This is a genomic window from Pseudomonas sp. HMSC08G10 (assembly GCF_001808425.1).
Lineage (GTDB): Bacteria > Pseudomonadota > Gammaproteobacteria > Pseudomonadales > Pseudomonadaceae > Aquipseudomonas > Aquipseudomonas guariconensis.
Genome location: NZ_KV793332.1, coordinates 70,401 through 89,424, shown reverse-complemented (window position 1 = coordinate 89,424; position 19,024 = coordinate 70,401). Strand labels below are relative to the sequence as shown.

Genomic DNA, 19,024 nt, shown 5'->3' with positions numbered 1-19,024 from the left:
CGCGACTGTAATCGACTAAGTGAATCGCGTTGAGCTTGCAGAGGTGCCAGGTAAGGCTCGTTAAGGACGGATATGACCGAAGATCAACTGGAACAGGAAACACTCGGCTGGCTCAGTGAGGTGGGGTACGCGCATCTGTATGGCCCGGATATCGCCCACGACGGCAATAACCCCGAGCGCGAGAGCTATCGTGACGTGCTGTTGACCATGCGCCTGCGCACGGCCATCGCCCGGCTCAACCCGCAGGTTCCGCTGGCGGCGCGTGAGGACGCCTTGCGCCAGGTCCTGGAGTTGGGCGTGCCGGTGCAGCTGTCGGCCAACCGCCTGTTCCATCGTCTGCTGGTCGGCGGTGTGCCGGTGCAATACCAGAAGGACGGTGAGACCCGCGGCGATTTCGTGCAGTTGATCGACTGGGCCGATGTGCGAGCCAACGAGTGGCTGGCGATCAACCAGTTCAGCATCCAGGGGCCTAAACATACACGCCGGCCGGACATCATCCTGTTCGTCAACGGCCTGCCGCTGGTGCTCTTGGAGCTAAAGAATTCCGCGGATGTGCATGCCGATCTTGGCAAGGCCTTCAATCAACTGCAGACCTATAAGGAGCAGATCCCGGACGTCTTCCACTACAACGAGATTCTGGTTATCAGCGATGGCAGCGAGGCGCGCATGGGCTCGCTGTCTGCCGATATCGAGCGCTTTGCCCGATGGCGCACCATCGATGGGGGCACGGTGGATCCGCTGGGTGAGTTCAACGAGCTGGAGACGCTGGTGCGTGGCGTGCTGCAACCGGCGATGCTGTTGGATTACTTGCGTTACTTCGTGCTGTTCGAGGATGACGGCCGATTGGTGAAGAAGATTGCCGGCTATCACCAGTTCCATGCCGTGCGTGCGGCGATCCAACAGGTGGTCAGCGCCTCGCGCCCCGGCGGCACGCACAAGGGAGGGGTGGTCTGGCATACCCAGGGCTCAGGCAAGAGCATCACCATGACCTGCTTCGCCGCCCGGGTGATGCAGGAAGCAGCGATGGAGAACCCGACCATCGTGGTGATCACCGACCGCAACGACCTGGACGGCCAGTTGTTCGGCGTGTTCTCGCTGTCGCAGGATCTGCTGCGTGAACAGCCAGTGCAGGTGGCTACCCGTGGTGACTTGCGCGAGAAGCTGGCCAACCGCCCCAGTGGCGGCATTGTCTTCGCCACCATCCAGAAGTTCATGCCGGGCGAGGATGAAGACAGCTTCCCGGTGTTGTCCACGCGCTCGAATATCGTGGTGGTGGCCGACGAGGCGCACCGCACCCAGTACGGCTTCAGTGCCTCATTGAAGGCGCCGGACCTCAAGGTTGCCGAGGCAAGTGCCCGCTATCAGGTGGGTTATGCCCAGCACCTGCGTGACGCCTTGCCCAACGCCACTTTTGTGGCCTTCACAGGTACGCCGGTATCCAGCGAAGACCGCGACACCCGTGCGGTATTTGGTGACTACATCCACGTCTACGACATGCAGCAGGCCAAGGAAGATGGCGCCACCGTGGCCATCTACTACGAGTCGCGGCTGGCCAAGCTGTCGCTCAAAGACTCGGAGCTGGCGCATATTGACGACGAGGTCGACGAACTGGCCGAGGATGAGGAAGAAGATCAGCAGTCACGCTTGAAGTCGCGCTGGGCCGCGTTGGAAAAGGTGGTAGGCGCCGAGCCGCGTATCAAGAGCGTGGCGGCCGACCTGGTGGCGCACTTCGAGGAGCGCAACCAGGCGCAAAGCGGCAAGGCGATGGTGGTGGCCATGAGCCGCGAGATCTGCGTGCACCTGTATAACGAGATCATCGCCCTGCGCCCGGAATGGCACGACGAGGACCCGGAGAAGGGCGCGGTGAAGATCGTCATGACCGGCAGCGCATCGGACAAAGCACTGCTGCGCCCGCATATTTACCCCGGCCAGGTGAAGAAGCGCCTGGAGAAGCGTTTCAAGGATCCTGCCGATCCGCTGCAGCTGGTGATCGTCCGCGACATGTGGCTGACCGGCTTCGATGCCCCTTGCGTGCATACCCTGTATGTCGACAAACCGATGAAGGGCCACAATCTGATGCAGGCCATCGCCCGGGTGAACCGGGTGTTCAAGGACAAGCAGGGCGGCCTGGTGGTGGATTACATCGGCATTGCCAACGAGCTGAAGGCGGCGCTCAAGGAGTACACCGCCAGCAAAGGCAGGGGGCGGCCCACCGTCGATGCCCATGAAGCTTATGCGGTGCTGGAGGAAAAACTCGACGTGCTGCGCAGTCTGCTGCATGGCTTCGATTACGGCGACTTCCTGACCGGCGGGCACAAGCTGCTGGCCGGTGCCGCCAACCATGTGCTGGGGCTGGAGGATGGCAAGAAGCGCTTTGCCGACAATGCGCTGGCTATGAGCAAGGCCTTTACCCTGTGCTGCACCTTGGACGAGGCCAAGGCGGTACGTGAAGAAGTGGCTTTCCTGCAGGCCATCAAGGTGCTGCTGACGAAGCGCGAGATCAGCGCCAAGAAAAAGACCGATGAAGAGCGCGAGCTAGCCATCCGCCAGATCATCGGCAATGCAGTTGTCTCAGGGGATGTCGTTGATGTGTTCGCGGCGGTCGGACTGGATAAGCCCAACATCGGTCTGCTCGATGACGAGTTTCTCGCCGAGGTGCGCAACCTGCCGGAGAAGAACCTCGCCGTGGAGCTGCTGGAGCGGCTGCTGGAGGGCGAGATCAAGAGCAAGTTCGCCAGCAACCTGGCCCAGGAGAAGAAGTTTTCCGAGCTGCTCGATAGCGTGATCAAGCGTTACCAGAACCGCTCCATCGAGACCGCCCAGGTCATCGAAGAGCTGATCGAGATGGCTAAGAACTTCGCCGCAGCGAGCAAGCGTGGAGATGCGCTGGGCCTGAATGATGACGAGTTGGCTTTCTACGATGCGCTGGCCAATAACGAAGCTTCGGTGCGCGAGCTTGGCGATGAGATCCTAGCCAAGATCGCTCATGAGCTGACCGATAGCCTGCGCCAGAACGTGACCGTGGACTGGAGCAACCGCGACAGTGTGCGGGCCAAGCTGCGCCTATTGGTTAAGCGCATCCTGCGTAAATACAAGTACCCACCAGATCAGCAGGAGGAGGCAGCACAACTTGTGCTAGCGCAGGCCGAGACGCTCTGTGAGGCATGGATGTAGGGCTGGCCGCTGGTATGCAGGTGGCGGCTTTTTAAATCAAAAAAGAAACGGTGGTTCAACTGAAGGGGCCTCAATGGCCCCTTCAGTTGAATGCTAGCCGTTCATGGATGCCAGTTAAGGCAGCTTCCCTTCGCTACACCAGCCCTCCCACTCATCTTATTTGCTCGCTCACGATCATGGCTTCACGAGGCGGCAGAAAATCCAGCACGCCAGCAGTACGGCGATAAGCAGTGGTGGAAACCGTACCATCAGAAGCATCAGCAGCAGAAGGGCCAGGCAGCCCGCGAGGATGCCGGCGAACATGAACACGGTGGCAAAGATCCGTAGTAGCTTCATCGTCGTGTTCTCCTCACAGGTAGCCTTGTTCCGCCAGCGATACGCAGCCCTCGTGGCCCACCACGACATGGTCCAGGGTTCGTACCCCGATCAGGTTCAGGGCCTCCCGCAGTTTGTGAGTCAGGGTGAGGTCCGCTTGGCTGGGTTCCGGATCACCGGAAGGGTGGTTGTGAACCAGTACGGTTGCCGCGGCGTTGTGCTCCAGGGCAGCCTTGACGACTTCCCGGAGATAGACGCTGGCGCTGTCCAAGGTGCCCCGGAACAGTTCGTGAAAGACGATCACCCGGTGCCGGCTGTCGAGCAGAAGCAGGGCGAATACCTCATGCTCGTATTCGCCCAGCAACGCCTGCAGGTGGCTGAACACTTCCTTTGGTGAAGTCAGTGCTCGCCCCCGACGCAAACGCAGATTCGCCAACTGCCGGGCCATCAGCAGGATGTCGGTTTCGGTGAGTGGCGACTCGACCAGGTAGGTGCCGGTCGATTCACTGGCCTTCAGCTTGTGCAGGCGCATGCTGGGCTCCTTGGTGGTGATCTGTCGGTGGGGTGTGGCGTTGGGCTTGTGCGTCCAGCTTCTCGGCCAGGCTGGTTTTCGCCGAGCGCTGGGGAGTGTGGGTGGCTGGAGATGGGCTTTCCTCGGCGGGGTAGAACTCCTCGGCGACGGCGCCCGCGTCTTCCTCGCTGTCCTCGAAGGCGCCATTGCCGAAGCCACGCTGCGCCGCTTCATCCAAGGCGGCCTGATCGAAGCCAGCTGCTTGCCGCTGCGCATCGAGCGTGTTGGCGACCTGCAGCGCCTCCGTCATCTCCATACCGCCGCGTACCGTCAGGTCGACGTAGAAGATCGGCGTGCCATGGCTTTGCCGGGTGGACTTTCCACGCAGACGCAGTTCCAGCGGCAGGCAGGCCAGGCGGTTGCCCGAGATGGCCTGGAAGTAATGCAGCCGGGCAGCGAGAGTGCGGATGCTGTTGAAGCCGGTGGTACGGAAGACGAAGCTGCCCAGCGGATCCTCATCGCCAATGACCACGTTCAGGCGGCCATAAGGCTTGCAGGCACCGCCTTTGGCCAGTGGGCAGGCATCCGGTGACGGACAGGGCAGCGATTGCATGCCGTCTTGGGTGACTCGCTTGCAGGTTTCGCCATTGCCGACGCAAACCGGGCGACCGGACTGGCGATCAAACAGCGTGTAGTCCGCACGAAAATTCAGCTCCGGCTCGTTGAACAACAGGCGCACCGGGATACTGCGCAGCTTGTCGTCCTTGCCCTGGCGCAGCTCATCGTTGAGCGGGTGTACCAGCCAGCCGTCGCGGCTCTGTACCTGTGAGGTGATGGTGAACTGGTCATCCTTCTCCGGCAGGCGTTTACCGTTTTTCTCGATGACCTTGCCGATGGAAATCCGCCCGAGCACCGGCGGGGTGATAGCCAGACCTTTAAGCATGGTGGGTCTCCTGAAATGAAAAAGGCCAGCCACAAAGCACGAACTGCATGGGCTGGCCAAGGAAAGGGGGTTGATGAGGGGAAATCAGCCGACGAGGAAGCGCCGTGCACCGGGCTTGGTCAGCGAATACTTGGCTTGCAGGTGCGGCCGTTCCTGGAGGAGTCTGGCCACGTCGAAACCCACGCTGTCCTTAGCTTTGCGCCAACTGACGTAGCCGTTGCTGAACTCCGCCCGACTGGCTTCGCCCATGGCTTGTTGCAGCATCTGTTTAAGCACGGCCTCGCGCTTCTCCTTCTCAGCAATCGACTGCCGTATGGCTTTGAGCTCGATGTAGGCGGCCGACAATCCCGCGTTACCGCTGAAGTCGAGCGTCTGGCCATCATCCTCGGAATACAGGCAGCGCAGGGCAGCCTCGGCGGAGGCCGTACCATCAGCGGGTGGTGGCGTGTCTGTCTCGACGTAATGCCAGAACGCACGTTCCAGCTCGATCAGACGGCTGATCATCTGCTCATCCCGTTCGATACGGTGAATCTCCAGCGTCTGGCCACCCAGCAATACCGCAACATCCGCCGCCTGCTTGCCGGTGACGGCGAGCTGGTGCATCACCTGCAGCTGCACATACTCGGGCACGCCCTCTTTCCAGAGGCGTGCCCCGTTTATGCCGGCTGTCTTGCATTCGAGGATCTGCACATCGTCGGCACCGATCACCTCGCGATCGATGTTGGCGAGCATCCACGGCAGTTCCGGATCCGGGTGTTGCAGCACGGCGTTTATGCGCCGAATCTTGTTCTTGGTGCGCTTGCTGTAGTGCCAAGCCACGATGGGCTCCAGCACATTGCCCCAGTACATCGGGCTTTCCTCATCCTGAGGATCGGCCTTGGGCATGGCAGCATCACGTCCGGTCTTTTCCAGCCACAGCTCAAGCTGCGACTTGTAGGGATTGAGGCCCACGGCAGCAGCGGCATCCGAACTTCCGATGCCTTGCTTGCGGATCTGCAGCCAGTCCTCGCGGGGTAGTTCCTTGGTACTGACCAGACGCAGGGCTGGTCGGGGCTTGCCGGTGCTGCGGTTCAATGAAGTGGCTTTCATGATGTTCACCTTGCGGACATAAAAACGCCCGACCAGCACGAAGCTGACCGGGCGATATATAGGAGGGAGATAAAGGGCTTAGGCGGCGAGCTGCAGCGCTGTGTCCAGAGCACGCTGCTTGATCTGCGCGCCTTGGCCGAACCAGGCCGAGTCGAGGCGGTATTCGGTGCTGCGTGCCCGACGCTCGTGGTCGACGTACTCGGTCACGGCATTGAGCAGGCCCCAAGCGGTGCCCTTGGCTGATGCCAGTTGACTGCCCCGGCCACGGCCTTCGTACAGCTCCTGGACCTTGCGCAGGGCGCGTTCGTTGGGTAGCTGTTCGGGTAGCTGGCCGGTAGGGCTGACCTCGCACATTACGTTCATGAAGAACCCCATCGCCTCGTGCCACTGCACCTTGCGTTCGGCCAGATGGCGCATGCGGTACATGAAGTCGTCCCATTGCGAGGCAGCGATGCCGAGCTGCTTTTTCACCTGGTCGCCGTCGAAGCGGGTGCTGTGCGGCACCTTGATCGCCCGACTGGTGCCGTCCAGCGCGATGGTCAGGGTGTTATTGCACACCACACGAATGGTCGTCGGCGTTGCGGTCGTCGCCAGAGTGCCGTCGCACGACGTGGCCAGCAGCAGGTAGCCGTTGACCTGGTCGTTACCCTTGATTGCCGTGCCTTGCCCGGTACGTGCCAAGGCCCAGAACTTGCGGCCACCTTTGAGCACACCCGCCGTCTCCAGCTCGTAGCCGGAGACCTCGGTGAGATCGCGGTAGAACTCCAGCACCTCGCGTGGCTGAACAGTGTGGTAGCGCCTGGAGACCACCGACAGTGGAGCCTTGGTATCGGAACGATAGAGCACTTTCTGTTCCGGGAAGGAATGGATGGTGCCGAGATGGCCGATGGCGTCCGATTTGAAATGAACGGGGCTTTCCTGGATCTCCCAGGCCATGCCGGCCTCCCGCTGCCAGACCTCAATGGGCTGCTTTTGCGGCAGGTTGTTGCCCAGCGCGTGCCACGGGGTAGCGCCGACATAGGCCATTTGTTCGATTTGATGAGCCATGAGAACGATTCCTTTGGGTGCAAGCCGGCATAAAGCGCCGCGCGGAGCGCAGCACCGGCTGGAAGTGATGAAGAGAGGGGAGGTAGCGCCGACCGTTCAGGTCGGCAGATTGAAGCGATGCCCGCAGAGCAGGCAGAGGTTGTGGGCCAGGACATGGCGGTCGAGCTTGTCGCCGAGCTGAGCGCCGAGAGCGCAACCGCCGACGCCGCCGACCAGGCCGCCGAAAATGGCGCCTGAAACAGAGCCGATGGTGATGCCTACCGGGCCGGCGACAGCGCCAATGGCTGCGCCAGCCTTTCCACCAGCCAGTGCAGCACTGACGCCACGTGCAGCACCGCCTACGGTGCCGATTGCAGCGGCAATCTTCATGGCGTGATGGAAGGAAGCGACTTTGGGGGAGTGACAGCGAGGGCATTGCAATGACATGGGGCGAACCTTCTTGATGGTGATGTCATTGCGGTTATGTAGGTCTGAGATTTGTTCGAATCGAATGACTGTTGAGCTTACTATCTAAGCCTGTTACAGAGTGCAGACGAATTCAGGCGCATATCGCATCAGGTATAAACCGGCCACTAGCCGTGGACGGAGCACATACTCGATCTAAGCTGGCCGACTTGTGTCAGTGAAGAGTTTTCCTGCCTGAAATCGGTATGGTTCTATCGCAGCATAAACAGTTGTATGCACAGCTACGGAAACTCTGGAAAAAGCCCGTTTTCTACGAAATGACAGGCCTGTAAGCCTCGTGGTTGCTGGCCACATTTTTGAGTGGGGACTTTTTCAGATCATCCCTAGATGTATCGAAATGAGTCGGTCTTTGTCCGGTTTTTTGCTGGCACTGCGCAAAGGAAGATGCAGGTGACGATTATTCAAGAAATCCACGCGTGGTCGAAGGGGCTACCTGCTTGGCAGCAAGATGCGATTGCTCGGCTCTACCAAGACCGTACGTTTAGTGCAGTTGATCTGGACGACCTTTATGCATTGGCCAAAGCTGAGGCGGGGATCCCAGACCCAGATGGCCGGAAGCCCAAGAAACTTGAGGATGCACAGGTTGCTCCGCCAACCGATCCAGCCCGGATTGTTCAGTTGGCTGCGATCAAAGAGCTTGCGAATGTCAATGCCTTGGCGAACGGCGGAAGCGTCCCGATCTCATTGGCAGGCCTGACCGTCATCTACGGGGAGAACGGGGCTGGGAAGTCGGGTTACTCCAGAGTATTCAAGCATGCGTGCCGCGCGAGAGATCGGCGCGAGCCTATACTTCCCAATGCAAACTTGGACCCCAAGGCTGCCGGCGTCGCCCAAGCTGTGTTTGAGGCTGTAATCGACGGTGTGGTTACTGACCTTGCCTGGCAATACGGTACAACAGCACCTGAGCCTCTTTCGGACATCTCCATCTTTGATACCCATTGCGCCCGTGCGTACATCGACAACCATGGTGACTTCGCATATGCCCCGTATGGGCTGGATATTTTGGAGGGATTGGCCGGCGCCTGTAACAAACTCAAGGCGCGTGCTACGCAAGAGAAGACAGTGAATGTTCCGAGTGACGCAGCGTATGCTGCGCTTGCGAATGAGCAGACAGCGGTCGCTACTGCACTCCTCGGAATCCCGACCAAGACCAAATCTGAGCACATCGAGGCTTTAAGCACACTCAGCCAGATCGAACAGGATCGACTTGCTCTGTTGACCAAAACCCTCGCCGAAGCTGATCCGAAGCAGAAAGCCCAGGCATTACGCCAAAAGGCGGCGCGCCTCTCCGGGTTGAAGGATCGTATTGCGTCAGCGATTGCGCTAATCGACGATGAAAAGATCAATCAGCTTAGACGGCTAATTGATAAATCGAAAGCGGCCAAAGCTTCAGCGGAGCTGGCTGCTGCCGAGTTCAAACAGACTCCAGGTCTTGCTGGCACCGGAGGTGAAGAATGGAAGGCGCTGTTTGAAGCGGCCCGAGATTTCGCCAAGGTAAGCCACCCTGGCCATGAGTTCCCGGACTTCCCTGAGGATGCCGCATGTCCCCTCTGCCAGAACCGACTTGGCCAGGAGGGGGCTACGCGTCTGGTTCAGTTTGACACCTTTATCAAGCAGGCTGCTGAGAAGGCTGCGAAGGAAGCTCGCGAAACTGCAGCTACAGCCTACAGGGCAGTTCAACACGCCGCCCTGGATGTAATGTTCCGCGATGGCCTGGTGGAAGAGTTGACGGAAATTGATCCGGCGCTCACTGCCGAATGTGCGTCGATGCAGGAGTGCCTGAACACCCGTCAGAGTTCGGTGTTGCAGGCAGCTGCAGCCGAACTCCAGTGGGAAGAGGTACTGGTGTTGCCGGCCGACCCTCGGCCGGGTTTAGTACGCATCATTGAAGGTCTACAGGAGCAAGCAACGGCGTTGGAGGCAACGGCTGATGAAAAGGTCCGGGCCGAAATGTTGGTGGAGAAGCGAGAGCTTGATGCGCGAATACGCCTAGGCGAGGTCAAGGCCGCTGTCTTGGAGGCGATTGCCAAGCATGAAGTCTGTCACAAGCTTCAGGCATGTATTGATGGTTTGGACACGCGGGCCATTTCCAGAAAATCCACCGAGCTTTCGCGGACGACGGCCAACCAAGAATTGGCGGACGCTCTCAACGAAGAACTCAAGCACCTCAAGGTGCACCAGCTTCAGGTGGTGATGAAGCCGGAGTCTCCAGGGGGCAAGACCCAATTCAAGCTGGTCTTGCAATTGCCAGGCGGGGGGACTCCTGCAGCCATCCTCAGTGAGGGGGAGCAGCGAGCTATTGCTATCGCATCCTTCCTGGCGGAGATCAAGCTTGGCAAAGGACGTGGCGGAATTGTGTTGGATGACCCAGTTTCATCGCTAGATCACCGGCGCCGTTGGGAGGTGGCGGAGCGTTTGGCTCTTGAGTCGCTCACGCGGCAGGTGATCGTCTTCACTCACGACATTTACTTCCTTTGCATTCTGGAACAGAAGGTTGCGGAGCTTGGGGCCGTGCTGACCAAGAACTACATCCGCCGAACCGCACAAGGGTACGGCGTGCACTCGCAGGATCTGCCGTTTGATGTACTAGGAACTAAGGAGCGGATTGGGCGGCTGCGACTCATGCTTGAAGATGTCCGAAAGGCACATAAGGCAGGCGACGAGGATATCCATCGCAAACTGACGTCAGAAGCCTATGGGGATCTGCGCCTTGCTTGGGAGCGATGCATTGAAGAGGTCCTATTCAATGAGTCAATTCAGCGATTTGGCGAGGGGGTGTCGACCCAGCGGCTCAAGCGGGTAGTTGTGACCGACGACGACTATCGTGAAATCGATGCTGGCATGACCAAGAGCTCTAAGTTTGAGCACGACGCAGCTATGCGTGTCGGAAGATTGCCTGTTCCCGATCCCGACGAGCTCAGTGGAGACATCGAGAAGCTAGATACCTGGCGGAAGACAATAATCCAACGACGCGAGCAAGTAGCAGCTGGGAGGGCATGACCTGTCTTCAGCTCAATACTCGCAATTGTTCGTATCGGCTCTATGGCAATAGCTGTCTATCGATCAGCGTATCGAGACGACTTTTCTGTCCCGATTTTCCTTGATTGCTGACATCGAAAGGTTACCAGTAGCCGCCTCCTGAATATGTTCACTCCACCAGGCCATCATCGGGCGTCTACGTTCAATGTAGTCCGCCCGGTTGTAGGCGCTGCGAACCTCGTCCTTGTCGACATGGGCAAGCGCTACCTCGATCAATTCAGGATCCCAGCCGTGTTCGTTAAGGATGGTGCTTGCCATTGACCGCATGCCATGGCAGACCAGGCGTCCTTCGAAGCCCATGCGTTTTAGCGCCATGTTGGCGGTCTGGCTGTTGCAATGGGTGCGAGGGTTCCGGTCTGCGGGGAAAACGTATTCACGGTGGCCGCTGTAGGGCTTGATTGCTTCCAGTAACGCGAGAGCCTGTTCCGTGAGCGGAATAATGTGCGTGCGGCGTTTCTTCATTCGCTCAGCTGGGATCGTCCAGATTTTCTTCTCGAAGTCGATGTCTGCCCAGCGGGTGGTCGCTGCCTCTGCTGGACGGGTCATGGTGTGGAGCTGCCATTCGATCAGGCAGCGGGTCGTTCTTTTTATGCTGGCATTAGCAATTGCCACCATGAGCTCGTTCAGCTCATCGGGGGGCAGTGCTGCCATGTTTTTCTTTTTCGGCTTCTTAAAGACAGAGCGGATGCCGCTAAGTGGGTTGGCGTGAATCAGGCCCGAGTTGACCCCGTACGTCATGATCTCGTTAAGCCGTTGCGTCAGTCGTTTAACAGTTTCAAGGCTGCCCTTGGTTTCGAGCGGTCGGAGCAGGTTGATGACCTGCGGTGCATTGATGGCCGAGATCGGGGTGGTGCCCAGGTCCGGGAAAATGTGCAGGGTCAGGGAGCGCCAGATATCCTCCGCATAGGCCTGCGTCACTGAGTCCTTTTTCAACTCATACCAAGCCGTCGCGATGTTCTGGAAGGTGTGTTCGGTGGCTGATTTTTTCGCTTGCCGATCAGCGTTGCGCTGTTCCTTCGGATCGATCCCTTGTGCAACAAGCTCCCTGGCCTCAACGGTTCGTTTCCGTGCTTGAGCCAGGCTCACCTCTGGGAAGGTGCCGAGACCCATGTTGATCCGTTTCTTTGTTACGGGATGGATATAGTTGAAATTCCATAGCTTGGAGCCATTGATTCTCACTCGCATTTGTAGGCCATTGCCATCAGTCAGCGTGTAGTCCTTTTCCTTAGGCTTGGCGGCTTTGACTTTAAGGTCTGAAAGGCGCGTGGCTTGGGCACCCATGATGTATTCCAAAGCTGTTTGTGTATTCCAAAAAATATCACCGGAGTGCTTGGAATACCACGTGGAATACACGAGAACGTGGATTCTGCTGGACGCTATCGGATCATGATGGCCCTGAAAGCCACGTATTTGCTGGGTTTCAGGCACAAAAAAAGACGTCCGAGGACGTCTTTAGATGGTTGTTTGGTGGAGCCGGGGGGATTTGAACCCCCGTCCGCCAGTCCTCCGCTGTCGGTACTACATGCTTAGCCGTGTCTATTGAGTTAATCCGCAGCCGCCCGACGGGCAGGGTGCTTTGGACGAGTTGTGTAAGTTTTAGCCGCTTCGTCCACAACGTACTACGCGGCGATCCTGTTCTGTATGACAATCACTTCGGGTTTACAGGCATCCCCTGGTGATTGCTGGAGCCGAAGCTACCAGGAGAGCGGGCTCAGCTGCTTACGCAGCGAGAGCGTAGCCCTCGTAGTTTTCGTCATTGGCAACTATAGAAAGTTGCAACAGTGGATTTACGAGTTCTGTTACCAACTCGGCATGCACCTAGAGTTTCGATACCGGCGTCGAATCCTAATCGGCCCCACACTCAGCTCTAGCTGACGTGCCTTTCGACACGTGCGTGCAGTATACGCGTTTACACGCCCGGCGTCGACAGCTGCGCCGATGGCGCGTCAGGAGCCGCTGCCGCTGCTGGAGCCACTGCCTTTCTCGGTTTTTTCCATGCGTTCGAGTACCTGGCTGGTGATGGCGATGCATTCCTTGGTGTCGCCGGAAGCCTGGGCGGCCTTGGCCTTGTCGACGCGCTCGGTGATGGCTTTGTCCAAGCCTTCGGAGGTCGTGCCGAGGGTGGCCATGTTGTCGTCGATTTTTTGCAGGTTGATGGCGCAGAGGTCTTCGTCGGCGAACACCGGCGAGGCCAGCAGGGTTGCGGCCGCGAACAGGGCGGAAAGCGCAGTACCTTTCATGGGGTGTCTCCTCGTGATGGCCTCTGGAAGGTGGGCCTGTAACGGGGGACTGCGCAGGTTTTGCCAGGGTTCCATTTGGTGGCGCTACTGTCTTGATGCGTGGTGTCTTCTTCGCGGGTAAACCCGCTCCCACAGGGGGAGGCGGATTCATTCGAGAAACAGGCCACTAGGCGCCCCAGCGACATCAAAGGCTGCGTGGTCGGGTGACGCGATCCACAAGGTAGACCAGCCCGTGGTAGTCGATACCGCTGTGGCTGGACAGGCCGATCTCGCAGGTGCGGCTGGTGGAGATGCCTTCGCTGCAGTACTGCACGGCATCTTTCAGGCTGCGCAGCGAGTGGGCGTTGAGTTCCGGTGTGGTGAAGCCTTTGTCACCGGCAAAACCGCAGCAATGGATGCCCTCGGGGATCACCACCTGCTTGCTGCACAGACGCACCAGGTCGATCAGCGCCTGGCTTTCGCCCAGATGTTGGGTGCTGCAGGTGACATGCACAGCGACGGGCTCGTCCTGCGCAGTGAACGTCAGGCGCTCGACCAGGTGAGTGCGAATGAAGCGCACCGGGTCGTACAGGTCCAGGCGGGTATCGGCCAAATCCTGGACCAGGCGCAGGGTGCAGGGGCTGGTGTCGCAGTAGATCGGGTCGAGGCCGCCACGGCTGGCGTGCAATAGCGCGTTGATCAGTTCCTGGCGCTTGTGCTCGGCCTGTTCGGCATAGCCTTTTGAGGCGAAGGGCTGGCCGCAGCACAGGCTGTCGGCGTTCTCGGGGAATACCACCTGATAGCCGGCTTTTTCCAGCAGTGCGCGGGTTTTATCCAGCAGCGAGCTTTGCTCTCGATCCCCGGCTGACGGCCCCATCACGCGTGAAACGCAAGCAGCGAGATAGACCACCCGTGGACGAGCATCATGGCTTGCCGGCGCGATATCGACGGCGCGAACCGCTTGGGGCATGGCGGGGGGCCATTGGGGCAGGCGCCCATTGCTGGCTTTGCGCAGGGAGGCGCTCAAGCGGCTCAGGCGTGGGGCGCCGAGCAGCTTACGCGCACCGTTGGCGGCGGCCAGGGTGAGGCGAGCGCCGCGCAGGGCGGTAGTGAAATGCTCGGCGAGCCAGTCGGCGGCCTGGCCGTGTGCGGCAGCCTGGCCTCGCAGTTTCTTCACCAGTTCACCGGTATTGATGCCCACTGGGCAACGCTGGGCGCACAAGCCGGTGGCAGCACAGGTATCGATGCCCTGGTATTGATAGGTTTTCAGCAGCTCCCGAGTATCGAGGCCAGCACGGGTCCTGGCTTGGATATCACGCCACATGACAATGCGCTGGCGCGGGCTCAGGGTCAGCCCTTTGGAGGGGCACACCGGTTCGCAGAAGCCGCACTCGATGCATTTGTCGACGATCTCGTCGGCTGCAGGGAGGGGCTTTAGGTGCTTGAGATGGATATCTGGATCTTCGCTGAGCACCACGTCGGGGTTGAGGATGCCGTTGGGGTCCAGCAGGCGTTTGAGCTGCCACATCAACTGATAGGCGTCCTGGCCCCATTCGAGCTCCACGAAGGGCGCCATGTTGCGTCCGGTGCCGTGTTCGGCCTTGAGCGAACCGCCGAACTCCACGGCCACCAGTTGTGCTACGTCATCCATGAAGGCCTGGTAGCGCGCCACTTCCTCAGGGCTGTTGAAGCCCTGGGTGAAGACGAAGTGCAGGTTGCCTTCCAGGGCATGGCCGAAAATGATCGCCTCGTCGTAGCGGTGCTTGTCGAACAGCTGGATCAGGCGATTGACACCCTCGGCCAGTTGCTCGATGGGGAACGTCACGTCCTCGATGATGACCGTGGTGCCGGTCTGGCGCACCGCGCCGACGGCGGGGAAGGTGTCCTTGCGGATCTTCCACAGCTGGTTGTACACCGCCGGGTCTTCGCTGAAATCCACGCGTTGCTCCAGGGGGAACTCGGCAATGGCCGCCATGATCTGGCTGAGCTGCTCGTGGAGCAGGCTCTGGCTGGCGGCGCGGGACTCGATCAGCAAGGCGCAGGCATTGGTCGACAGCCCCTTCACCCAGGCAGGCATGCCGGGCATGTCCTGCACCGAACGCAGGCTACGCCGGTCAAGCAGCTCCACGGCGGACACCGGCTGTGGCTTGAGCACGGTCACGGCGCGGCAGCAGCTTTCCACCGAGGGGAAGACCAGTAGGGCGCTGGCCTTGTGCGGGTGATCGGGCACGGTGTCGTAGGTGACCGCGCTGATGAAGCCCAGGGTGCCTTCGGAGCCGACCAGTAGGTGCTGGAGGATATCCAGCGGTTGGTCGTAGTCCACCAGAGCGTTGAGTGACAGCCCGGTGGTGTTCTTCAGCCGGTACTTGTGCCGGATGCGCTCAGCCAGCGCCGTGTTGGCCCGGGTCTCGCGGCCCAGGCGGGCGAGTTCGTCCAGCAACGACGCGTGGCTTTGGCTGAAGGCAGCGACACTGACGGGGTCCTCGCTGTCCAGACAGGTGCCGTCGGCCAGCACCATGCGCATACCGGCAAGGGTGTGGTAGGTGTTCTGAGCGGTGCCGCAGCACATGCCGCTGGCGTTGTTGGCGACGATGCCGCCGATTTTGCAGGCGTTGATCGAGGCCGGATCCGGGCCGATCTTACGCCCATAAGGCGCGAGCCAGGCGTTAGCCTGGGCGCCGATGACGCCGGGTTGTAGCCGGATCTGCTCGCCCTGGCCACGGATCTGACGACCGTTCCAGTTATCGCCTAGAACGATCAGCACCGAATCGCTGATGGCCTGGCCGGACAGGCTGGTGCCTGCAGCCCGGAAGGTGACCGGCACACGGTCGCGCTGGGCCAGGTGCAACAGGCCCACCACCTCGTCCTCGGATTCGACGCGCACCACCAGCTTTGGGATGAGCCGGTAGAAGCTGGCGTCGGTGCCGAACGCCAGGGTCGAGGTCGGGTCATCGAAGCGGCGCTCGGCGGGAATCAGGCGCTGGGCATCTCGCAGGAACGCGGCGGGCAAGCTCATGCAATCTCCTCTCGGGGCCACAGCGTCTGTCGCGCTGCGTGCCCCGGTCAATCAGGCAATTTCGTGCAGGCGTCAGGCGCCCAGTTCGCGGACCAGCGAATCGCGGGTGATTTCGCTGATGGATTTGGCACCGGTAAGCACCATGGCCACGCGCATTTCTTTCTCGAACAGATCGAGCAAATTCTTCACCCCGGCCTCGCCATGGGTGGCCAGCGCATAGAGGAAGGCGCGACCGATCAGCACAGTGTCAGCGCCCAGGGCGATCATGCGCACCACGTCTAGGCCATTGCGGATACCGGAGTCGGCGAGGATCTTAATGTTGCCTTTGACCGCGTCGGCAATCGCCGGCAGGGCGCGGGCACTGGACAGTACGCCGTCAAGCTGGCGGCCGCCGTGGTTGGAGACGACGATACCGTCGGCACCGAACTTCACTGCGTCCTTGGCATCCTCGGGATCAAGGATGCCCTTGATGATCATCGGGCCATCCCAGAACTCGCGGATCCACTCCAGATCCTTCCAGGAAATGGACGGGTCGAAGTTGGCACCCAGCCAGCCGATGTAGTCCGCCAGGCCCGTGGGGTTGCCGCGGTATTTCGAAATATTGCCCAGATCGTGTGGGCGGCCCAGCAGGCCGACATCCAACGCCCACTGCGGGTGAGTCATGGCTTGCCAGATGCGACGCAGCGGCGCGTTCGGGCCGCTCATGCCGGAGTGGGCATCACGGTAGCGGGCGCCGGGCACCGGCATGTCGACGGTGAACACCAGCGTCTTGACCCCAGCGGCCTTGGCCCGCTCCAGGGCGTTGCGCATGAAGCCGCGATCCTTGAGGACATAAAGCTGGAACCACATGGGCCGGTCGATCGCCGGGGCGACTTCTTCGATGGGGCACACCGAGACCGTCGACATGGTAAAGGGAATGCCCTTGGCCGCCGCCGCCCGTGCGGCCTGGACCTCGCCACGGCGCGCGTACATACCGGTCAAGCCGACCGGTGCCAGGGCCACGGGCATGCTCAGGGTCTCGTCGAACAGCCGGGTTTCCAGGCTCAACTCGGACATGTTCTTCAATACGCGCTGGCGCAGGGCGATGCAGGCCAGGTCCTCGACGTTGTGGCGCAAGGTGTATTCGGCGTAGGCACCGCCGTCGGCGTAGTGGAAGAGGAACGGAGGCAGCTTGCGTTGGGCCGCGGCGCGATAGTCGGTGGAGGCGGAAATGATCATGGATTCTCGCAGCGTGGGTGGGGATCGTTGCCGGGCGCGCCAAGGCGCCCGGCACCTTTCACTTTAGTGATGAACCAGCATGCCGGTGAGCCAGTAGGCCTGGACCAGGGTGATCAGGCCGACGATGGTGGCGAAGAACAGGCTGTGCTTGACGGTAAAGCGGAACAGGTCGGACTCCTTGCCCACCAACCCGGTGGCCGCGCAGGCCACGGCGATGGACTGCGGCGAGATCATCTTTCCGGTCACGCCGCCGCTGGTGTTGGCGGCCACCAGCAGGGTGTCGTTGACCCCGATCTGGTGCGCGGTGGTGGCTTGCAGTGAGCTGAACAGGGCGTTGGACGACGTGTCGGAGCCCGTCAGGAACACACCCAGCCAGCCCAGGAACGGCGAGAAGAATGGGAATGCAGCACCCGTACCGGCCAGCACCAGGGCCATGGTCGAGGACATGCCCGAATAGTTGGTGACGAAGGCGAAGGCCAGGACCATGCCAATCGACAGGATCGGCCAGCGCAGCTCCCAGAACGTCTCCTTCAAAGTGGTCAGACCAGTTTTTACGTTGATCTTGAGGACCCACATCGAGATCAGTGCCGAGAGGAAGATCGCTGTGCCGGTGGCGGAGATCGGGTCGAGCTTGAAGATCGCCGGCATGGCGGTCGGCGCGGTGACGATCGGCGCAGTCTTGATCACCAACTGGTCGAGGTGCGGGATGGCGAAGTTGAACACGAAGTTGTACATCGCGCCGCCCGGGGCGAAGGCTGCCTTGAACGGTTTGAGGGTCCAGATGGTGACCAGCACGGTCAGGATCAGGAACGGCGACCAGGCCTTGAAAATCTCGCCGAAGCTGTATGGCGAAGGTTGGCTACCGCCACTGCTGACCACGGCCGCGCCGACACTGCCTTTGGCTTCGGCGAAGGCGCGTTTGGGCTGCCAGACTTTCAGGAACAGGGTCAGGGCGATCAGGCTGGCCAGTGCCGAGGTGATGTCCGGCAGCTCAGGGCCGATGAAGTTCGACGTGAAGTACTGGGTGATGGCGAAGCTCAGGCCGGCCACCAGGGCGGCTGGCCAGGTTTCCTTCACGCCGCGCAGGCCATCCATCATGAACACCAGCCAGAACGGCACGAACAGCGACAGCAGTGGCAGCTGGCGGCCCGTCATGGCGCCGATGTGGAAGGCGTCGATCCCCGTGACTTGGCCGGCGACGATGATCGGAATGCCCAGGGCACCGAACGCCACCGGGGCGGTGTTGGCGATCAGGCACAGGCCGGCGGCGTACAGCGGGTTGAAGCCCAAGCCCACCAGCAGCGCGGCAGTGATGGCCACCGGGGCGCCGAAGCCGGCCGCGCCTTCGAGGAAGGCGCCGAAGCAGAAGCCGATCAGCAGCACCTGCAGGCGCTGGTCATCGGTGATCGACAGCACGGAGCTTCGGATTACTTCGAACTGGCCGCTCTTGACCGTGAGTTTGTAGAGGAACACCGCGGCAACGATGATCCAGGCAATCGGCCACAGGCCGTAGAGGAAGCCGTAGCCTGCAGCGGCCAGGGCCATGTCGACAGGCATCTGGAAGGCGAAGATCGCAACCAGGATCGACAGGGCCAGCGTGATGCTGCCGGCGACGTGACCTTTGAGGCGGAACACCGCCAAGGCCAGGAAGAAGAACACGATGGGAATGACCGCCGCCAGCGCGGACAGGCCAAGACTACCAAGCGGGCTATAGAGTTGTTGCCAGGTTTGCATATGGGGTGGCCCCTAATTGTTGTTGGTCAGGCACTGGCATTGGATAATTGGTAATACCAATTTACAATGGCTGGTCGCTAGGTTAAAAGCGCTATCGAGGCTGTGTCAATTTGTCCTGGGCAAAACTTTGGTCGGAAGCCGATGAATGGCCGGCTGATGGGCAGGGGAAATCATCAACTGATGGGTGTCGATACGCTGTGGATCGGCGAGAATGGACGCCCCCCTAAGTGCGTGGGGATTGTGGAGAGCATGTG

At 60.4% G+C, this 19,024-nt stretch carries 13 protein-coding genes and 1 other RNA gene; 2 read left to right on the top strand and 12 right to left on the bottom strand.

Translation table 11 applies throughout. From position 1 onward, the window contains the following. Positions 1 to 72 precede the first annotated feature (72 nt). Entirely contained in the window at positions 73 to 3,174 is a 3,102-nt protein-coding gene (locus HMPREF3173_RS21510; RefSeq protein WP_070576535.1) for a type I restriction endonuclease subunit R, read from the top strand. A gap of 174 nt (positions 3,175 to 3,348) precedes the next feature. Here the strand turns inward: HMPREF3173_RS21510 and HMPREF3173_RS24650 are convergent, their stop codons facing one another. The 6 genes from HMPREF3173_RS24650 to HMPREF3173_RS21485 all read right to left on the bottom strand — a co-directional run bounded on the left by HMPREF3173_RS24650 (position 3,349) and on the right by HMPREF3173_RS21485 (position 7,505). Continuing rightward, positions 3,349 to 3,510, bottom strand: a complete 162-nt coding sequence (locus HMPREF3173_RS24650; protein WP_168166403.1) for a hypothetical protein — start codon at positions 3,508 to 3,510, stop codon at positions 3,349 to 3,351. A 13-nt stretch (positions 3,511 to 3,523) separates the two neighbouring features. Then, positions 3,524 to 4,021 (bottom strand): RadC family protein, encoded by a 498-nt coding sequence (gene radC / locus HMPREF3173_RS21505; RefSeq protein WP_070576531.1) that lies wholly within the window; start codon positions 4,019 to 4,021, stop codon positions 3,524 to 3,526. Beyond that, positions 3,993 to 4,943 (bottom strand): recombination directionality factor, encoded by a 951-nt coding sequence (locus HMPREF3173_RS21500; protein WP_070576529.1) that lies wholly within the window; start codon positions 4,941 to 4,943, stop codon positions 3,993 to 3,995. Before HMPREF3173_RS21500 ends, radC begins: the two co-directional genes overlap by 29 nt. An 84-nt stretch (positions 4,944 to 5,027) precedes the next feature. After that, positions 5,028 to 6,032 (bottom strand): YqaJ viral recombinase family nuclease, encoded by a 1,005-nt coding sequence (locus tag HMPREF3173_RS21495; RefSeq protein ID WP_070576526.1) that lies wholly within the window; start codon positions 6,030 to 6,032, stop codon positions 5,028 to 5,030. Between the two features lie 78 nt (positions 6,033 to 6,110). After that, positions 6,111 to 7,079 carry a DUF932 domain-containing protein gene (locus tag HMPREF3173_RS21490; RefSeq protein ID WP_070576523.1) on the bottom strand — a complete coding sequence of 323 codons (969 nt, stop codon included), beginning with the start codon at positions 7,077 to 7,079 and terminating at the stop codon, positions 6,111 to 6,113. Between the two features lie 96 nt (positions 7,080 to 7,175). Further along, positions 7,176 to 7,505 carry a hypothetical protein gene (locus tag HMPREF3173_RS21485; RefSeq protein ID WP_070576520.1) on the bottom strand — a complete coding sequence of 110 codons (330 nt, stop codon included), beginning with the start codon at positions 7,503 to 7,505 and terminating at the stop codon, positions 7,176 to 7,178. A gap of 429 nt (positions 7,506 to 7,934) precedes the next feature. Between HMPREF3173_RS21485 and HMPREF3173_RS21480 the strand changes: the two genes are divergently transcribed. After that, a complete protein-coding gene (locus tag HMPREF3173_RS21480) occupies positions 7,935 to 10,544 on the top strand; it encodes an AAA family ATPase (protein WP_070576683.1) in 2,610 nt (869 codons plus the stop codon). Between the two features lie 63 nt (positions 10,545 to 10,607). On the opposite strand, the gene HMPREF3173_RS21475 is transcribed toward HMPREF3173_RS21480, so the two are convergent. The 6 genes from HMPREF3173_RS21475 to HMPREF3173_RS21450 form a co-directional block, all read right to left on the bottom strand. After that, positions 10,608 to 11,864 carry an integrase domain-containing protein gene (locus tag HMPREF3173_RS21475; protein WP_070576517.1) on the bottom strand — a complete coding sequence of 419 codons (1,257 nt, stop codon included), beginning with the start codon at positions 11,862 to 11,864 and terminating at the stop codon, positions 10,608 to 10,610. A gap of 184 nt (positions 11,865 to 12,048) precedes the next feature. Further along, positions 12,049 to 12,440, bottom strand: a transfer-messenger RNA (tmRNA) gene (gene ssrA / locus HMPREF3173_RS21470). 89 nt (positions 12,441 to 12,529) lie between these two features. Beyond that, positions 12,530 to 12,823, bottom strand: a complete 294-nt coding sequence (locus tag HMPREF3173_RS21465; RefSeq protein WP_043210142.1) for a hypothetical protein — start codon at positions 12,821 to 12,823, stop codon at positions 12,530 to 12,532. Between the two features lie 184 nt (positions 12,824 to 13,007). Continuing rightward, positions 13,008 to 15,818: an FAD-binding and (Fe-S)-binding domain-containing protein gene (locus HMPREF3173_RS21460; protein WP_070576514.1), complete on the bottom strand. Its 2,811-nt coding sequence runs from the start codon at positions 15,816 to 15,818 to the stop codon at positions 13,008 to 13,010. 72 nt (positions 15,819 to 15,890) lie between these two features. Continuing rightward, positions 15,891 to 17,036, bottom strand: a complete 1,146-nt coding sequence (gene lldD, locus HMPREF3173_RS21455; RefSeq protein ID WP_070576511.1) for an FMN-dependent L-lactate dehydrogenase LldD — start codon at positions 17,034 to 17,036, stop codon at positions 15,891 to 15,893. A 63-nt stretch (positions 17,037 to 17,099) separates the two neighbouring features. Further along, positions 17,100 to 18,770, bottom strand: a complete 1,671-nt coding sequence (locus tag HMPREF3173_RS21450; RefSeq protein ID WP_070576509.1) for a lactate permease LctP family transporter — start codon at positions 18,768 to 18,770, stop codon at positions 17,100 to 17,102. Positions 18,771 to 19,024 lie beyond the last annotated feature (254 nt).

Coding starts and splice junctions, on each gene's coding strand:
- HMPREF3173_RS21510 (WP_070576535.1), top strand. CDS start 73: ATGACCGAAGATCAACTGGAACAGGAAACACTCGGCTGGCTCAGTGAG.
- HMPREF3173_RS24650 (WP_168166403.1), bottom strand. CDS start 3,510: ATGAAGCTACTACGGATCTTTGCCACCGTGTTCATGTTCGCCGGCATC.
- radC (WP_070576531.1), bottom strand. CDS start 4,021: ATGCGCCTGCACAAGCTGAAGGCCAGTGAATCGACCGGCACCTACCTG.
- HMPREF3173_RS21500 (WP_070576529.1), bottom strand. CDS start 4,943: ATGCTTAAAGGTCTGGCTATCACCCCGCCGGTGCTCGGGCGGATTTCC.
- HMPREF3173_RS21495 (WP_070576526.1), bottom strand. CDS start 6,032: ATGAAAGCCACTTCATTGAACCGCAGCACCGGCAAGCCCCGACCAGCC.
- HMPREF3173_RS21490 (WP_070576523.1), bottom strand. CDS start 7,079: ATGGCTCATCAAATCGAACAAATGGCCTATGTCGGCGCTACCCCGTGG.
- HMPREF3173_RS21485 (WP_070576520.1), bottom strand. CDS start 7,505: ATGTCATTGCAATGCCCTCGCTGTCACTCCCCCAAAGTCGCTTCCTTC.
- HMPREF3173_RS21475 (WP_070576517.1), bottom strand. CDS start 11,864: ATGGGTGCCCAAGCCACGCGCCTTTCAGACCTTAAAGTCAAAGCCGCC.
- HMPREF3173_RS21465 (WP_043210142.1), bottom strand. CDS start 12,823: ATGAAAGGTACTGCGCTTTCCGCCCTGTTCGCGGCCGCAACCCTGCTG.
- HMPREF3173_RS21460 (WP_070576514.1), bottom strand. CDS start 15,818: ATGAGCTTGCCCGCCGCGTTCCTGCGAGATGCCCAGCGCCTGATTCCC.
- lldD (WP_070576511.1), bottom strand. CDS start 17,036: ATGATCATTTCCGCCTCCACCGACTATCGCGCCGCGGCCCAACGCAAG.
- HMPREF3173_RS21450 (WP_070576509.1), bottom strand. CDS start 18,770: ATGCAAACCTGGCAACAACTCTATAGCCCGCTTGGTAGTCTTGGCCTG.